We start from the raw sequence: 16,037 nt of genomic DNA, 5'->3' as shown, positions 1-16,037 counted from the left end.
TCGGCGCCTGCGCCTACGGTGTGGAGCATGCGGATCCTGCACACCTCGGACTGGCACATCGGGCGGTCGTTCCACGGCCATTCCACCCTCGATGCGCTGCGCGGAGTGCTCGACGCTCTGGTGGTCCAGGTGCGCGAGAACGACATCGACCTGGTGATCGTCGCGGGGGATGTCTTCGACTCGGCCGCTCCCGCCGCCGACTGCTATCGACTGCTCACCGACGCCCTGCGGGGCATCAGCGACGCCGGCGCCCGCGTGGTCGTCACGAGCGGCAACCACGACTCCGCGGCGCGGCTGGGGTTTCAGGCGGGACTGCTGCGCGACGGCATCCACGTCCTCACCGATCCCGCGTCGATCGGCACGCCGGTGACGGTAGCCGACGAGCACGGGCCCGTTCACATCTACGGCATCCCCTTCCTCGAGCCGTCGCTGGTGCGTCACCTCTGGCCCGGCGCCGAGGTGCGCTCCCAGGCGGAGGCGCTCGACCAGGCGGTCCGGCTCATCCGCTCCGACCTCGCCGAGCGCGGCGGCCGGTCTCTGGCGATCGCGCACTGCTTCGCCGCCGGAGTGGAGCCGACAGCGGGCCTCGAGCGCGATATCCAGCAGGGCGGTCTCGACGTGGTGCCGCTCGCCGCCTTCGACGGCTTCGACTATGTCGCACTCGGCCACATCCACGGCCGCCAGCGCCTGTCCGACGCGGTCCGCTACGCCGGGGCGCCGCTGCACTACAGCTTCGGCGAGGCCGACAAGCCGCGGGGTTCCTGGCTGGTCGACCTCGATGCCGACGGCTTGGCGGCCGTCACCTGGCTGGCACTCCCGGTGCCGCGCCGGCTGGTCACGCTGCGCGGGCGACTGGACGATCTTCTCGCGGCAGCCGAACACGCCGAATGGGAAGACGCGTGGGTGTGCGTGCAGTACACCGACCCCACGCCGCAGAGCGATCCGATGCGTCGTCTGCTGCAACGTTTCCCGCACTGCGCCACCGTCATGCACACTCCCGAGGGGTCGCGCGCGGATGACGGATCGACCTACGCTCGGCGCGTACGTGCTGCCCGGAATGACCGCGAGCTGATCGACGCCTTCCTCGCGCACGTCCGCGACGGCGAAGGGGCGAGCGAGCGTGAGCGCGAGATCATCGCCGATGTCGTCGACGAGCGCATCGTCGCGGAGGTCACCGCGTGAAGCTGCACCGTGTCGAGCTCGAGGGTTTCGGGCCGTTCCGCGAGCGTCAGATGGTCGACCTCGACGCCTTCGAAGCCGACGGCATCTTCCTCATCTCCGGCCGCACCGGCGCCGGCAAGTCGAGCGTGCTCGACGGCATCTGCTTCGCCCTCTACGGTGGTGTTCCGCGCTACGACGGTTCGGAGAAGCGCCTGCGCAGCGATCACTGCGGACCGGATGACCGCACGAGCGTCGCGGTGGAGTTCACCACCGCGGGTCGTCGCTTCCGGGTCACCCGATCGCCCGATTACCCGCGTCGAAAGCGGCGGGGTGAGGGCTTCACCGTCGTCGCGGCGGACGCCGAGCTCGCCGAGCTCGTCGACGGCGCGTGGCGGGGGCTCGCGAGCGGACCGCGCCAGGTGGGGTTGGAGCTCGACGAGATCTTGGGGCTCAGCCAGCAGCAGTTCCTCCAGGTCATCCTCCTCGCGCAGAACCGGTTCGCCGAGTTCCTCCTGGCGAGAAACGACGACCGGCAGAAACTGCTGCGGCGCCTGTTCGGCACCCGCACCTACGAGGAGTACCTCCACGCGTTCGAGGAACGTCGTCGCACCGTCGAGAGGGAGGTCGCCGACGCGACGGGCGCAGCCGCCCTGCTGTTGGGTGAGGCGGAGCGACTGCTCCCCGCCCGAGAGCCCGGCGACGCCTCGGACGACAGTGCGATGGATGCCGGTGCCACGGATGCCGATGCCACGGATACCGCCGGCACCCCGCCGACGGCCGCCCCATCCGCTGTGGGTGGGCGCCTGGAGGCCGTCGAGCGCGGAGCGCAACGCGCGGACTACCGGGGCGAGACCCTGCGGAACGCCCGCGACGCCGCGGAGGCGGCGCATCGCGGAGCCGAGGACCACCATGCCGCCGTGCGGCGCCTGCGACAGATGCAAGAGGATCGGGCGCGCTCGCGCGCCGCGCTGGCCGGCCTCGAGGCCGACGTTCCGGCCATCGACCTGGCCCGACGCGAGCTGGCGGCAGCCCGCGACGCCGAGGCGCTCCGCGCACCGCTCGAAGCGGCCGACGCCGCCGATGCCGAGAAGACGACCGCCATGTCGGCGGTGCAGATGCGGGTGGACGAGCTCGGCGTCGAGAAGGAGGACGGCGACCTTCCCGCGCTCTTCCTGGACGAGCTCGACACCCTCGTGCTGCAGCTGACCGGGGATCTGGCGGTATGGCGCGAAGCGCAGACCGTCGAGAAGACGATGGATGCCGCCGAGCAGGCGCTCGCGGACGACATCGCACGCATCCGTGAGGAGGAGGAGCTGATCGCCCGCCTCGACGCCGATCGGGCACGGATTCCCGTGCAGCGCGCCTCCGTCGAGGTCGAGCTGGCGCCGATCCGCGACGCCGCTGCGGGAGTGGATGCCGCGCGCACGCGCCGCGACGAGGCGCGCGTGCGCTGCGACGCGGCCGCCCACGCCGCCGACCTCGCCCCGCTCTCGCTGACCGCAGAGGAGGCGTCGCTCGCCGCAGCCGTGGCCGCGGCTGCCGCGAACGAGGTCGTGGTGTCGCTCCTGCGCCGCCGCGCCGCCGACCGGGCGGGATCGCTCGCCGCCGACCTCGTCGACGGTGAGGCGTGCCCCGTGTGCGGATCGGTCGAACACCCCCATCCGGCCGAGCCGACGAGCGACCCCGTCTCCGATGACGACATCGAGCGCGCCGAGGCCGCGCAGCACCAGGCGGGCGAGCAGGCGCGCCGCGCGGCCGAGGAGTTCCGCGCCGCGCGTGAGGCCCAGACCGATGCGGCGGCGCGCGCGGGCGGCCTCGATCTCGACGCGGCGACGACGGCGCTGGTCGAAGCGGAGTCCACGCTCGCCGCCGGTGAAGCCGCCGTCACCGAGCGGGATCGACTGCTGGCGACGCTGGAAACGCTCGCCCTGCTCGAGGCCGAGGCCATGCAAGAACGGGAGCGACTCACCGTTCACCTCGCGGCCCTCCGCGAGAAGGTCTCGGCCCACGATGCCGAACTGCGCGAGAAGCGCCGGGTGGTCGACGCGGCGCGCGGCGACTACGAGTCCGTCGCCCAGCGCGTTCACGCCGCGACGCGGCGGCGCGACCGCGCCACCCGACTCGCAGCCGCCCGACGGGCGGCCGAGGCCGCGACGGCGACGGCCGATCGCGCCGCTGCCGACCGTGACGGCCGCATTGCCGCATCCGGCTTCGATGATGCGATCGCGGCACGCGTCAGCCTGCGCACCGCTGCCGCGCGCGACGCCCTCGAAGAGAGCATCCGCGCGCACGAGGCGGCGCTCCGCGCCGAACGTGACCGTCTCCGCGACCTCGAGCTCGCGCTCGCCGGCGAGCCCGAGGAACCCGTCGACGTCGCAGCCGCCGAGGCGGCCCTCGTCGCCGCGCGCGACGCGTGGGTCGCGGCGGTGGACGCGGCCGCCGACGCCGCGGCGACCGCCGAACGCCTCCGCACCCTGCGTGACCGGGCCCGCGCTGCGCTCGGCGACCTTGCAGAGCTCGCCGACGAGCACCAGATCGTCGCGCGGCTGGCCGACACTGTCGCCGGCCGCGCGCCCAACACCCACCGGATGACCCTGGAGTCCTTCGTCCTCGCGGCCGAACTGGAGGAGATCGTCGCGGCAGCCAACCTGCGGCTCGGCGACATGTCGTCGGGCCGGTACCAGCTCCGGCACACCGACGCGCTCGCCGCCCGCGGTGCGGCGTCGGGTCTCGGCCTCGAGATCCTCGACGCGCACACCGGCGCCCCGCGCCCCGCGCACTCCCTGTCGGGCGGGGAGACCTTCCTCGCGTCGCTCGCGCTGGCGCTCGGGCTCGCGGAGGTGGTCACGGCGCGCGCCGGCGGCGTGCGGCTCGACACGCTGTTCATCGATGAGGGCTTCGGCTCACTCGACGACGACACCCTCGAGCTGGCGATGGCGACGCTCGATGAGCTCCGCCAGGGCGGGCGCACCGTGGGACTCATCAGCCACGTCGCGACGATGAAGGAACGCATCCCCGCGCAGCTGCACGTGCGGGCAACCCCGCAGGGGCCGAGCGTCATCCGCCAGGACGCCGCCGTCGCAGCATCCCTCCTCCCGGCCTGACCGCCCAGACCGCCGAGAAACCACATCCGCGCCGAGACATCGCTGCGCCGACAGGGGGTCTCGCCGCAGCTGTGGTTTCTCGGCGGCATGCCCAGCCAGCGGCGCACGACGCGTCCCGCCCCCGCCCACGCGGCCGGGCGTAGGCTATCCGGGTGAACAAGGGCACGATCTGGACCGTCATCGGAGTGATCGTCGCGATCGTCATCGCGTGGTTCCTCGTCAACATCCTCTTCTCGCTGCTGTGGTTCATCGGCAAGCTGATCGTCGTCGCCGTCGTCGCGGTGATCGTCTTCTTCGTGCTCCGCGCCGTCTTCACCCGGGACGGGTCGGAGCGGCCGTGACCTCGAGCGCGCCGACGACTGCGATCATCCCCCTCTCGAACGCCCGCAAGTGGCAGGCGTTCTGGGTGTGCGTCGCCGTCGCCGCGCTCACGATCCTCGACCTCACGAAGGTCAACGTCGCCCTGCCGTCCATCGAGACGGGCCTGGGCGCCGGGTCGACCGAGGTGCAGCTCATCGTGTCGGGCTTCGTCCTGACCTTCGGCCTCACGCTCGTTCCGATGGGGCGCCTGGGGGACCAGCGATCGCGCCGCACCCTCTTCGTGGTCGGCCTGGCGCTCTACACCCTCACCAGCATCCTGTGCGCACTCGCGCCCAACGCGCTCGTGCTCCTCGTCGCGCGCCTGCTGCAGGGGGTCGCCGCCGGCATCCAGATGCCGCAGGTGCTCGGCACCGCCCAGGAGCTCTTCCAGGGGAAGGAACGCGGGCGCGCGTTCGGTCTCTTCGGCGCGACGATCGGCATCGCCACCGCCTTCGGCCCCACGATCGGCGGCCTTCTCATCGCCCTCGGGGGCGAGACCGACGGGTGGCGGCTCATCTTCTGGATGAACGTCCCGCTCTGCCTCATCGCGATCGCCCTGGTGCTGTGGCTGCTGCCCGACACCCGCACCCGCTCCGCCCGCAAGGTGCAGCTCGACCCGGTCGGCCTCCTGCTGTTCGGCCTGACCGTGCTGTCGCTGATGTGGCCGTTCCTCTTCACCACGGGGTCGCCCGACGACGACCCCGCCCGCTGGTGGCTGCTCCTCGCCTTCGCAGCCTTCCTCACCCTGTTCCTCCTCTGGGAGCGCCGGTACGAAGGGCGCGGCGGTCAGCCGCTCATCCCGCTGAAGCTCTTCCGCATCAGCTCATATCGCAACGGCACGGTCATCCAGACGACGTACTTCACCGCGCTTCCCGCGCTGTTCCTGCTGACGACGCTGTACCTGCAGTTCGGACTCGGCCTCGAGCCGGTCTTCGCAGGGATGGTGTCGATCGGTTTCGCCCTCGCGAGCGCGATCGCCTCGTGGGTCGGCGGCAATCTGGTAACCCGATTCGGCCGCCCGGTGGTGGTGTTCGGCGTCGTCGGCGTGCTGATCTCGGTGGTCGGGCTCGTGACCGCCGCCGTCTTCTCCGCCCCCGCCCTCACTCCCTACCTGATGGCTGCGGTCATGATCGTCGGCGGGTTCGGCGGCGGGCTGGTGATCGCTCCGAATCAGACCCTCACGCTCGCCGAGATCCCGGTCAAGCAGGGAGGTGTCGCCGGCTCGGTCGGACAGCTAGGTCAGCGGATCGGCACTGCCGTGGGCACCGCCGTCGCGCTGTCGCTCTTCTACGCCACGATCAACCGCGAGCAGGGCACCGTCGACGACCTCGTCGTCTATCACGACGCGTATCTGTTCGGGATGCTCTCGGTCGCCGCCTTCCTGATGCTGGCCCTCATCGTCTCGATCCTCGACCTCGCCAAACGCAAAGCGGCCGCCGCCGAGAGCTGAACCGGTCGCTGCGGCCCACCTCGCCGGCCCGTGGGTCCTGTCGGCTCGCCGAGTGTCCAGCTTCGGAGATGCGCGCGGACTTCGGAGCGTCTCGCCGCTTCGCTCCGAAGTCCGACCGATTCTCCGAAGCACGGCACAGCCCGCGTCGGCACCTGGCCGCGTCGGCCCCCGGCGCTGCGCTCAGGTGAGGCGGTAGCCGACGCCGCGCATCGTCTCGATGCGGCCGGGGCCGAGCTTCTGGCGCAGATACCCGATGTAGACGTCGACGACGTTCGAGCCGGGGTCGAAGTCGAACCCCCAGACCCGGCTCAGCAGCTGCTCGCGACTGAGCACCTGTCCGGCGTGCCGAACGAGCTCCTCGGCGAGGGCGAACTCCCGGGCCGACAGCTCCACCGCCGCACCGCCGACGTGCGCGCGCCGGGTGCGGATGTCGAGCACCAGGTCGCGGTGGCTCACCTGCGTGGGTGCGGCGGCGTCGTCTCGACGCATGCGCAGTCGAATCCGCGCGACCAGTTCGTCGAACCGGAACGGCTTGCCGAGGTAGTCGTCGGCGCCGCCCTCGAGCCCGGCGACGGTGTCCTCGAGCTCCACCCGGGCGGTCAGCATGATGACCGGCATCGACGACCCGCTGCCGCGGAGCTCCTCGAGCACCCGGAATCCGTCCATGCCCGGCAGGTTCACGTCGAGCACCAGGAGGTCGAACTCACCGCTGAGCGCCAGATTCAACGCCTCGGGCCCGGTCGGCGCGACGCGCGTGGCGAACCCCGCGGCGCGCAGACCCTTGTCGATGAAACCCGAGATGCGGGCCTCGTCGTCGGCGATCAATATGGATGCCACGTCGTCCTCCTCACGCGCTCACCCCGGCGCCGGGGCGCCCCGGCCCGGATGCTCCGTCACCGCCTGCCGCTCCCGCCGCGGCCCACGCGGGCAGCGGCGGCCTCGGCGGGATGACCAGCCGGGGTGCGAGCCCGTCGACCACGGGCAGCGACATCACGAAGAGGGCACCGCCGTCCGCGGCATCCTCCACCCTCGCCCGACCACCGTGAGCGCGCGCGATCACCTGCACGATGTTGAGGCCGAGCCCGCTGCCGGTCTGCTCGGCAGACGCCGCCCCCCGATGGAACCGGTCGAAGACCGCCGCCTTGTCGTCATCGGGGACGCCGAGGCCGAAGTCGCGCACCGAAATCTCCAACTCGTCGCCCACGCGCCGGCTCGAGAGCACCAGGCGTCCACCGCCGTGGGTCACCGCGTTCTGGGCCAGCTGGAGCACCGCCTGCGTCACCCGCGCGGGGTCGAGGACGGCGACCACCTCGGCGAAAGCGCCCACCTCGACCTCCGCTCTCGCAATGCCCTCGGCTTTGCGAGCGATCTGGCGCAACAGGTCGGCGGCGTCCAGGGGCACGGGCTTCACCGGCGCCGGACCGTGGAGCGCCGCGGCCGCGGCGAGATCCTGCACGAGGCGGCCCATCCGCTCGAGTTCGTCGACAGCGAGATCGCGGGTTTCGCGCACATCGGTCGGGCTGTCGGGGTCGACCACCTCGAGATAGCCGCGCACGATCGTGATCGGCGTCTTCAGTTCGTGCCCGACGTCGCTGAGCAGCTGTCGCTGCGACTCCAGGGCCTGGTCGAGGCGGTCGAGCATGTCGTTCATGGTGCGCGCGAGCTCTGACACGTCATCGCGCCCCGAGACCGGCAGGCGCTCGGACAGCGACTGCGCCGAGACCCGCTCGGCTGTGTCACGCATCTGGCGCAGGGGTCGCAGCAGGCGCCCGGTCACGAGCGCGGCCACCGCGCCGATGGCGATCAGTGTGACGGAGCTGGCGATGATCCACACCCGCGCGGCGGCGTCGATCTCGGCGAGCTCGGCGTCGAGGTCGTAGGCGATGACGAACACCGCCTCATCGCCGCCCCCCGCCACGGCGCTGCCCTCGACCGCCACCTCGATGGGTGTCGCGAGGAAGCGCCACGTCACTCCGTCTTCGGCGTAGGTGCCGATGTAGGGCGAGCCGCCCTCGGTCACCTCGTTCACATGGGCGACGAAACCGGCAGCGGAGCGCAGATCGACATCCAGCGGCACCCCCGGCACGAGCCGCGGCTCGCCGGCGACGAGGCCCATCACGCCGGTGTTGTCGTCGGGTGCCGCGCGCTGCACGACAGCGGCGAGGGCGCCCTCGGTCGAAGCCCAGGTGCCGGTGTCGGCGTCGCCCTGCTCGACGAGGAACCGGGCGGCCTCGAGATTCGCGCTCAACAGGTCATCGACCTGGCGGAGGATCCGCCCGCGCTCCTCGAGGTACACCGCCGTACCCACGACGACCATCCCGAGCCCGGCGACGAGGGTGATCGCGAGGATGATCCGCGCCCGCACCGACAGCACCGGCAACCGGCGGCTCGTCGGGGTCGGCTCGGCAGTCACCCTTCCAGTATCGAGGGGCGCTCCTTCCGGCCGCCGAAGCCTAAGAGAGGTCTCATGACCGGCCCGCGGCATCCGTGCTGGAATCGTAGGATGACCCTCTCCACGGCCGCGAGTGAGGAAGAGCTCCTGCGCGACGCGCTCGAGCTCGCCGCCGACACCCCGGTGGCGCTGCTCAGCCGGGAGCCGTTCGGTGCCGGGTCGATCGCCGGTTTCGAGGTGACACCCGCGGACTCCGAGCCCATGACTTATTTCGTCGACACGTCGCGCAGAGTGGTGGCCCAGGAGACCGGGATGCTGCTGGGCAGCCCCACGTCGCCGGATTGCCGCATCTGGGTGCACCCCGCTGACCCGTACCTGCCGGCGCTCGCCCCCGCCGCCTTCTCGCAGGCGGCCGAGACCCTGCTCGCCCGGCTCGGCATCGTCGCCACCGCGTCACCGCGCATCGTCGGCTATCGCGCCGGACGCCGCGCCGTCCTGCGCGTGGAAGCCCGGGGCGGGGCGCGGTGGATCAAGGTGGTGCCGCCGCGCCGTGTGGACCGCATCGTCCGCACGCACCGCCGCCTCGCCGATGCGGGCATCCCGATGGCGGACCTGGAGGGCTGGTCGCCCGAGGGCCTGATCGTGCTCGATCAGGCGCGGGGGACAGGCGCGCCGGATGTCGCGTGGCGCCCGGCTGCGTTGCTCGACGCCGTCGACCAGCTGCGCGCCGCGCTCGCCGCGGTGCCGCTCGACCACGCGGCGCGCGTGGGCCTCGCGGAGCGTCGCGACTGGTACGCGACGCGTTTTCGCGAAGGAGCCGACTCGGCCCGCGCTACGCGCGTCGAGAACCTGCTCGACAGTGTTGCGCGTTCCTGGCGAGAGGTCGACCCGGGTGTGACGGTGCACGGCGACCTGCACTTCGGCCAGCTGTTCCTCGACGATGAGGGCGCGATCTCGGGCCTGATCGATGTCGACACCGCCGGTCGCGGAAACCCCGACGACGACGCCGCGGCCTTCATCGCCCACGCGGTGGCGAGCGCGTACCTCACCCCCGAAGACCGTGACGAGCGGGCGTGGGAACTGGCCCGTGGTGCGCTCACGCGGTGGGGGAGCGACCCGGTCCGGGCGAGAGCCGCGACCCTGTTGCTCGGGCAGGTGCTCGGTGCGCAGGAACGCGGTCGCGACGATGCCGCCGGGCACCTTCTCGTCCTTACCGAGGCGGTACTCGACCCCGGCCGCGAGGTCCGGCGTGCGCAGACGGGGGACGGTAAGAGGGGTCTCATGAACGCCTTGGAATCGGCTTAGTCGCGGCCGCGATTCTGGAATCACCGCCGGGGCCGACCCCCCGGAGCCCCGGCGGACAGACGAAGGAGAACGAGATGAACGACAAGAAGAAGTGGCTCACCTACGGCATCGCCGGCGCCCTGGGGCTCACCCTCGTCGGCGGGGCGGCTGCCGCCACCGCCGCCTCGATGAACCTGCAGTCCACCGACGGCACCACCGTCCCCGGTGGAGCGATCGTCGGCCCGGGCGGCTCGGTCCTGGACCGCACCGGCGTGCAGATGAGCGTCACCGACACGTCGGCGACCGTGGTGTCGGCGACCTCCCCCACGCCCTCGCCGACGATCGTGCCGTCGCCTGCGAGCCCGGCCGCACCCTCGAGCACGGTCTCGGTCGTGAGCGCTCCCACCCCGGTGCCGCCGCCCGCGCCGGCCCCCGCTCCGGCTGCCCCCGCGCCGGCACCGCCCGCGCCGGCGCCCGCCCCCGCCGACTCGCCGGCCTCCGCGGCGTCGGCCGGCTCGGTGGCCTCGGCGAACAGCTGACACCAGCCCCCCACAGCAGAGGGGATGACCTCCAGGTCATCCCCTCTGTGCGTGTGCGCGTTACATTCTCGTTGCGACTCGCGAACGTTCCGTGCCACCCGGACGGTGCCGACGTAATGTGAAGCATGGTGTCACTATCGGCTTCCGGAACCGTCGTCGCCGTCGTGGGCTCCGCGTCCGAAGAGGCGCTGCACGTTCTCAGCAGCGTCCCGGGCGTGGAGACTCTCAGTCTCCAGGGCAGCGAGCCCGCTCTCGGCGCGCGGCGCATCGCCGCGGCATCCGCTCCTGTCGTGGTCCACGATGCCGACCCGCTCGAGCACGTCGCCGCCGCCTGGGTCGAGCTGTTCGAGGCCCGCGCCACCCTCGGTGTGCTCGAGGTCGAGGTCGAGAACGCCCTCGCCCAGTTCGAGGACGGCGCGGCCATCATGCCCGACTACTACATCGTCCTCGATCCCGCCGAGGCCGGCGACACGTGGCGGCACTGGTGGTGCGGCGCGCTCGGCTACCGCGCTCCTCGCCGGGTGCTTCCGGCGGCGGCGCCGACGTCGCCGAGGGATGCGGCGCTGCGGCGCCTCCTCGCAGCCTTGCCGTCTTCGCGCCCCTGGCCGGAGCCCGAGACGTGGCTGCCGCGGCTCGCCTTCGACATCCCCGACCGCGTCGGGGTGCGAGACACCGGCCTTTGACCCCGCGGTGCGCGTGCGCGTCGCCCCGCGTGCACACCCGCGGGGATCGCTGCCGACACGCCGGGCTGGTCCGCCGGGCCGCGGCATGTCGCGGCTATGCCCCGCCGTTACGCGCGCGCCTGCTCCCGCGCGTGGAGCGCGACGGACGATGTCGCCGAAGCTCTTCTGACGCCCGGATGACGCGGTCAGCGTGTCTGGGTCGCGCCGATGTTGCAGAAGGTGCGACATCGAGCCTCTGCGACCGCGCCTCTGCGACCGCGTTTCTGCGACCGCGCCTCTGAGACTCGCGGGCGAGGATGTCTCCGAAGACGCGCCGATGCAGACGACAGGCCGCGTCTTCTGGGACCCGTGGGGGAGGGTGTCGCAGAAGATGCGCCGATGCAGGCCGCAGGGCGGGTCTTCTGGGACACGCGGGGGGGGGGAGGGTGTCGCAGTAGATGCGCCGATGCAGGCCGCAGGGAAGGTCCTCTGGGGCACGCGGGCAAGGTTGTCGCAGAAGTTGCGCCGATGCAGACGGCAGGCCGCAGGGCGGGTTCTCTGGGGCACGCGGGAGAGGATGTCGCAGAAGTTGCGCCGACGAAGGCGGCGGGCCGCGCCTTCTGGGACACGCGGACGCGGATGTCTCAGAAGATGCGCCGACGCAGACGGTAGGCCGCGCCTTCTGGGACACGCGGCGCGAGGGTGTCGCAGAAAAGCGTTCAGTCGCCCGCGAACTGCGGCAGCGCCGCATCGAGCTCAGCCAGCCACGCCGCGGCATTGCCGTCGGACGGGGCGCGCCAGTCACCGCGCGGTGAGAGCGAGCCCGCGGGCGAGACCTTCGGCCCGTTCGGGATCGCCGAACGCTTGAACTGCGCGAAGGCGAAGTAGCGCTGCAGGAAGTTCCGCAGCCACCGCACGATCTCGGAGAGCTCATAGGCGTAGCGATCGTCGGCGGGGAACCCGGGGGGCCACGCCCCGGCATCCGGATCCGCCCACGCCCGCTCGGCGAGGAAAGCGATCTTCGAAGGCCGGAAGCCGAATCGCAGCACGTGGAACAGCGTGAAATCGTTGAGCGAGTAGGGGCCGATCTTGTCTTCGGTCGACTGGATCTCGCCGTCCTCGCCCGCCGGCACCAGCTCGGGACTGATCTCGGTGTCCAGCACCGACTGCAGCACCTCGACGGCGCGGTCGGACAGTTCGGTCGACCCGCCCTCGGTCGCCGGCCGCGAGATCACCCAGCGGATCAGGTGCTGGATGAGCGTCTTCGGCACGCCGGCGTTGACGGCGTAGTGGCTCATCTGGTCGCCGACGCCGTAGGTCGCCCACCCGAGCGCGAGCTCGGAGAGGTCGGAGGTGCCGATGACGATGCCGCCGTTCTGGTTGGCCAGGCGGAACAGGAAATCGGTGCGGATGCCGGCCTGCACGTTCTCGAAGGTGACGTCGTAGACGGGCTCGCCGCCCGAGAACGGGTGGTCGATTCCCTTCAGGATCTCGGTCGCGGCGGGCCGGATGTCGATCGTCTCGATCGACGCGCCGATGGCCTCGGCGAGGGCGATGGCGTTGGATTTCGTGTGATCCGAGGTCGCGAACCCCGGCATCGTGTAGGTGAGGATGTCGCTGCGCGGGCGTCCCATCCGATCCATCGCCCGTGCGACGACGAGGAGCGCGTGGGTGGAGTCCAGGCCCCCGCTCACGCCGATGACGGGCTTCGGTCCGCCGATCGCACGCATCCGCTGCTCCAGGCCCGACACCTGGATGTTGAACGCCTCGTAGCAGTCCAGCGCGAGACGCGCGGGGTCGTCGGGTACGAACGGGAAGCGGTCGAGCGCGCGCCGCAGGCCGATGTCGCGGGCCGGCGGATCGAGACGGAAGTGCACGGTGCGGAACAGCGCGTCGGCGCGCTGGGTGCGACGATTGTCGTCGAAGGTGCCCTGTCGCATCCGTTCTTGGCGGAGCCGATCGAGGTCGATGTCGGCGACAGCGTGCCGGGGGCCATCGGGGAAGCGCTCGGTCTCGGCGAGGAGGTTGCCCCCCTCGTAGATCATCGTCTGGCCGTCCCACGACACGTCGTTGGTCGACTCGCCCATGCCCGCCGCGGCATACACGTAGCCGGCGAGGCAGCGCAGCGACTGCGATTTGCACAGGTCCTTACGGTCTTCGGCGCGGGCGATCGTGATCGGACTTCCCGACAGGTTCAGCAGCACGGTGGCTCCCGCGAGCGCCGCCGTCGAGGACGGCGGAATGGGCACCCAGACGTCTTCGCAGACCTCGGCGTGGATCACGAGGTCGGGCACGTCGAGGGATTCGAAGAGAAGGTCGGGCCCAAAGGGCGCCTGGAGTGCGCCGACCTGAATGTCCTCGAGGCGCTGGTCGTCGCCCGGCGCGAACCACCGCCGTTCGTAGAACTCGCGGTACGTCGGCAGATACGACTTCGGTGCGACACCGAGCAGCTCGCCGCGGTGGATCACCACCGCGCAGTTGTACAGGCGGTTGCGGTGGCGAAGAGGCGCGCCGACCACGAGCACGGGCATGAGATCTTCGGATGCCGCGACGAGCCCTTCGACAGCGGTGACGACGCCGTCGAGCACCGCGTCCTGGAGGAACAGGTCTTCGACGGCGTATCCCGTGAGGCACAGTTCGGGGAAGACGGCGACGGCGACCGCATCAGCGTCGAGCGCGCGCGCGGTGTCGAGCACGGCGGCGGCGTTGGCCGCCGGGTCGGCGATCGCAACCGGGATGGTGCAGGCGGCGACGCGGGCGAAGCCGTGCCGGTAGGCGCTCTCGAACGGCAGTCTCATGGCCTCAGTCTGGCAGGCGGTGTTCTTCGGGCGCGCCCCCTTGCCTCGGGCGGAGGCACACCCGCACTCACGACGCCTGCACCCAGTGGTGAACCGTTTCGTCGCGCGCGACGAGGAATCGGTCGTCCTCGGGGTAGAACACCGCGACGTCGATGTCGTTGCCGGCGAAACCTCGGATCGATGCAAGGGAGTCCCAGCGCGACACCGTCACGATCTCGGTGGTGCCGTCGCCCAGGTCGCGCGTGAGGATCCACGCGTCGAGGTTGCCCGGAGTCGCGCGATACGCCTCCATTCCGGTTCGCTCAACGTAGGCGACGTACTGCGCGGTGTCCTCTGTCCGCACTGCGCCCCGCCACATCCGGACGACCGAGCGATTCTCATCCATGGGTCACACCCTCCGGGTTCCGATGGTCTCGCCAAACAGCTCACCGGTCTTCTGGAAGCCGACGCGGAGGTAGAACCCTTCCGGGCCGTCGGGCGCGGGATTCCAGAGAACCGTGATCTCGTCGTAGCCGCGTCGCCGCGCTTCCGCAGCGACCTCCTCGACGGCGAAGCGTCCCACGCCCCGACCCTTCGCGTCATCAGCGATGTTCAGGCGCCAGATCCCACCGCGGAACGCGGGTATCTCGTTGTCGGGATCCCAGTTCGCCATGACGAATCCGACCACGGCGTCTCCGTCCAGAATGACGCGCGGCCAGGCTGTCGGAGTGACGTACGCCTCGGCGATGGAGTACGCCACCGGCGCGACATATGCCTTCTCGCCCACCGCCGGGGGGATCTGGATCACCGCAGGAAGGTTATCGGCGTCTAGTTCAGCCAGCCGGAGATCGCTCATGAGGGAAAGATAGCGACAGGGTAGGACACGGCGCCCGAACAGGCATCACCCCTTCGTACTCCGTCTGTGCTCGGGGAGCAGGGGCAGGTCGAATGCCTGAGCGACGGCCCGGACGTCGGCGAGGTCGTCATCGTCCGGCTCGTATCCGCTGTGGAAGCGGATGACCCCGTCCGCCGCGATGCACCGGACCGGCCGCCCGAGGATAGCACCATGGCCGGTCAGCGCGGCGCGGGGGTATGCGACGCCGACGGATGCGACCTGTTCGTCCGAGGCGAAGGCGAAGGCGTGCAGATCGACGTCGATCGCGCCCGCTGCCATGACGAACATGAACTCCGTGTCATCCGACCGCGGATAGCGTTCGAAGCCGGCGCGCCGGAGGGTTCTAACGATGCGGTCGAGCCCGTGCGCGGGAACAGCCAGGTCCAGGTCGCCGTGCTCCCGGGTTTGTCCGCCGAGGAGGGCATCCACGCCCCAACCGCCGTCGACGGTCACCTCGTCGCCGCCGGGATCTATCAGGTCGAGAATGCCGATGACCTCGGTGGCGGTGATACGTCTGACCGTCGCGTCGGCAGTATGCGTCGTCGCAGCCTGCGCTTCAAGCGATTTCGACGTTCACTCGGCGTGGGCACCGCCGATGTCGTCGGCGCAGACCCGCCCGCAACGGGCGGTCACTGCGATCGGGTCAGCCCGTCGCGGATGACCTGTCGGATCCGCCAGATCGGAAACCCGCTGATCTGCTCGATCAGGTTGACGTCGAACCCGTGCACGAAGTAGGCATCGCGCACCGCGCGGATCCGCGTCGGCGTGTCGGCGAAGGCCAGCGCGAACTCGGTGGCGTAGCGCTCCCACACGCTGATCTCGTACTGCGGTGCCGTCACGTCGCCCCACCTCGCCTCCGGCGCTCAAAGAGCAGCGCCATCCGCGTGCGATCGTAAGCGACGCGCGTTACAGCGAAACAACGCTCCGGTTCCGACGCCGCGACATTCAGCCGGGGAGACGCTGCGACATCAAGCTTTGGCCGCTGCAGCAGTCGCTCAATCGATCGCGAGCGGCAACCGCCTCAACGCGATCAGGCATCGGCGAGCCCGAGCTCGCGCCTCGCCTTCAGCAACGCCGCCTCGAAGGCATCCTTCTTCACCCGCCCACCGGGGCGCTCGCGGCTGACGATGTATCCGTCCTCGACGACTGTCTCGTGCGTCTCCGCGTCTGAGCGGCGACGAAGCGCGTCATCCAGCATCGCGTCGAACTGATCCGAGCGACCGAGTGCGTCCACCGCCTCGAGTGTCGCCCCGACGGCCCCGCGTGTCTGCGCGTCGGCGGCCAGTGCCCGGGTGGAGCGCCGGTAACTGAGGACGGCCACGACCAAGGCGCCGATTCCCGTGAGTGATCCGATGAGCGACCCGATGCTCGAGATCCAGTCCGTCACAGTCGGCATGGCGTAACGATATCCGG

15 protein-coding genes are annotated in these 16,037 nt (G+C 71.1%); 7 read left to right on the top strand and 8 right to left on the bottom strand.

Annotated elements, in window-relative coordinates; all coding sequences use genetic code 11:
• Nucleotides 1-27: 27 nt before the first annotated feature.
• The 4 genes from HDC37_RS13410 (at nucleotide 28) to HDC37_RS13395 (ending at nucleotide 6,075) form a co-directional block, all read left to right on the top strand.
• Nucleotides 28-1,182 carry an exonuclease SbcCD subunit D gene (locus tag HDC37_RS13410; protein ID WP_179560873.1) on the top strand — a complete coding sequence of 385 codons (1,155 nt, stop codon included), beginning with the start codon at nucleotides 28-30 and terminating at the stop codon, nucleotides 1,180-1,182.
• On the top strand, nucleotides 1,179-4,265 hold the full coding sequence (locus HDC37_RS13405; protein ID WP_179560872.1) for an AAA family ATPase: 3,087 nt from the start codon (nucleotides 1,179-1,181) through the stop codon (nucleotides 4,263-4,265). The genes HDC37_RS13410 and HDC37_RS13405 overlap by 4 nt, the downstream gene beginning before the upstream one ends.
• A gap of 152 nt (nucleotides 4,266-4,417) precedes the next feature.
• On the top strand, nucleotides 4,418-4,606 hold the full coding sequence (locus HDC37_RS13400; RefSeq protein WP_179560871.1) for a hypothetical protein: 189 nt from the start codon (nucleotides 4,418-4,420) through the stop codon (nucleotides 4,604-4,606).
• A complete protein-coding gene (locus HDC37_RS13395; RefSeq protein ID WP_179560870.1) occupies nucleotides 4,603-6,075 on the top strand; it encodes an MFS transporter in 1,473 nt (490 codons plus the stop codon). The genes HDC37_RS13400 and HDC37_RS13395 overlap by 4 nt, the downstream gene beginning before the upstream one ends.
• A gap of 180 nt (nucleotides 6,076-6,255) precedes the next feature.
• Here the strand turns inward: HDC37_RS13395 and HDC37_RS13390 are convergent, their stop codons facing one another.
• Both HDC37_RS13390 and HDC37_RS13385 read right to left on the bottom strand, forming a co-directional pair.
• On the bottom strand, nucleotides 6,256-6,912 hold the full coding sequence (locus tag HDC37_RS13390; protein ID WP_179560869.1) for a response regulator transcription factor: 657 nt from the start codon (nucleotides 6,910-6,912) through the stop codon (nucleotides 6,256-6,258).
• A 10-nt stretch (nucleotides 6,913-6,922) separates the two neighbouring features.
• On the bottom strand, nucleotides 6,923-8,488 hold the full coding sequence (locus HDC37_RS13385) for an ATP-binding protein (RefSeq protein ID WP_179560868.1): 1,566 nt from the start codon (nucleotides 8,486-8,488) through the stop codon (nucleotides 6,923-6,925).
• A 90-nt stretch (nucleotides 8,489-8,578) separates the two neighbouring features.
• Between HDC37_RS13385 and HDC37_RS13380 the strand changes: the two genes are divergently transcribed.
• The 3 genes from HDC37_RS13380 (at nucleotide 8,579) to HDC37_RS13370 (ending at nucleotide 10,973) form a co-directional block, all read left to right on the top strand.
• The gene (locus HDC37_RS13380; protein WP_179560867.1) at nucleotides 8,579-9,772 is read left to right on the top strand and encodes a phosphotransferase; all 1,194 of its coding nucleotides are present in this window, start codon (nucleotides 8,579-8,581) and stop codon (nucleotides 9,770-9,772) included.
• 74 nt (nucleotides 9,773-9,846) lie between these two features.
• The gene (locus HDC37_RS13375; RefSeq protein ID WP_179560866.1) at nucleotides 9,847-10,290 is read left to right on the top strand and encodes a hypothetical protein; all 444 of its coding nucleotides are present in this window, start codon (nucleotides 9,847-9,849) and stop codon (nucleotides 10,288-10,290) included.
• 128 nt (nucleotides 10,291-10,418) lie between these two features.
• Complete coding sequence (locus HDC37_RS13370; protein ID WP_308472216.1) at nucleotides 10,419-10,973, top strand: hypothetical protein; 555 nt, start codon at nucleotides 10,419-10,421, stop codon at nucleotides 10,971-10,973.
• A gap of 698 nt (nucleotides 10,974-11,671) precedes the next feature.
• On the opposite strand, the gene HDC37_RS13365 is transcribed toward HDC37_RS13370, so the two are convergent.
• The 6 genes from HDC37_RS13365 to HDC37_RS13340 form a co-directional block, all read right to left on the bottom strand.
• Nucleotides 11,672-13,750 carry an NAD(+) synthase gene (locus HDC37_RS13365; RefSeq protein WP_179560864.1) on the bottom strand — a complete coding sequence of 693 codons (2,079 nt, stop codon included), beginning with the start codon at nucleotides 13,748-13,750 and terminating at the stop codon, nucleotides 11,672-11,674.
• A gap of 67 nt (nucleotides 13,751-13,817) precedes the next feature.
• Nucleotides 13,818-14,135 carry a hypothetical protein gene (locus tag HDC37_RS13360; RefSeq protein WP_179560863.1) on the bottom strand — a complete coding sequence of 106 codons (318 nt, stop codon included), beginning with the start codon at nucleotides 14,133-14,135 and terminating at the stop codon, nucleotides 13,818-13,820.
• A 3-nt stretch (nucleotides 14,136-14,138) separates the two neighbouring features.
• Nucleotides 14,139-14,585: a GNAT family N-acetyltransferase gene (locus tag HDC37_RS13355; protein ID WP_179560862.1), complete on the bottom strand. Its 447-nt coding sequence runs from the start codon at nucleotides 14,583-14,585 to the stop codon at nucleotides 14,139-14,141.
• A 45-nt stretch (nucleotides 14,586-14,630) separates the two neighbouring features.
• Nucleotides 14,631-15,110, bottom strand: coding sequence for a nucleotidyltransferase domain-containing protein (locus HDC37_RS13350; RefSeq protein WP_374939187.1), 480 nt, complete (start codon nucleotides 15,108-15,110; stop codon nucleotides 14,631-14,633).
• 143 nt (nucleotides 15,111-15,253) lie between these two features.
• Nucleotides 15,254-15,463, bottom strand: coding sequence for a hypothetical protein (locus tag HDC37_RS13345; RefSeq protein WP_179560860.1), 210 nt, complete (start codon nucleotides 15,461-15,463; stop codon nucleotides 15,254-15,256).
• A 191-nt stretch (nucleotides 15,464-15,654) separates the two neighbouring features.
• Nucleotides 15,655-16,020, bottom strand: a complete 366-nt coding sequence (locus HDC37_RS13340) for a hypothetical protein (RefSeq protein WP_179560859.1) — start codon at nucleotides 16,018-16,020, stop codon at nucleotides 15,655-15,657.
• Between the last annotated feature and the right edge of the window lie 17 nt (nucleotides 16,021-16,037).

This window comes from Microbacterium sp. AK009, assembly GCF_013410955.1.
GTDB lineage: Bacteria > Actinomycetota > Actinomycetes > Actinomycetales > Microbacteriaceae > Microbacterium.
This window is presented reverse-complemented; position numbering and strand designations above follow the sequence as displayed.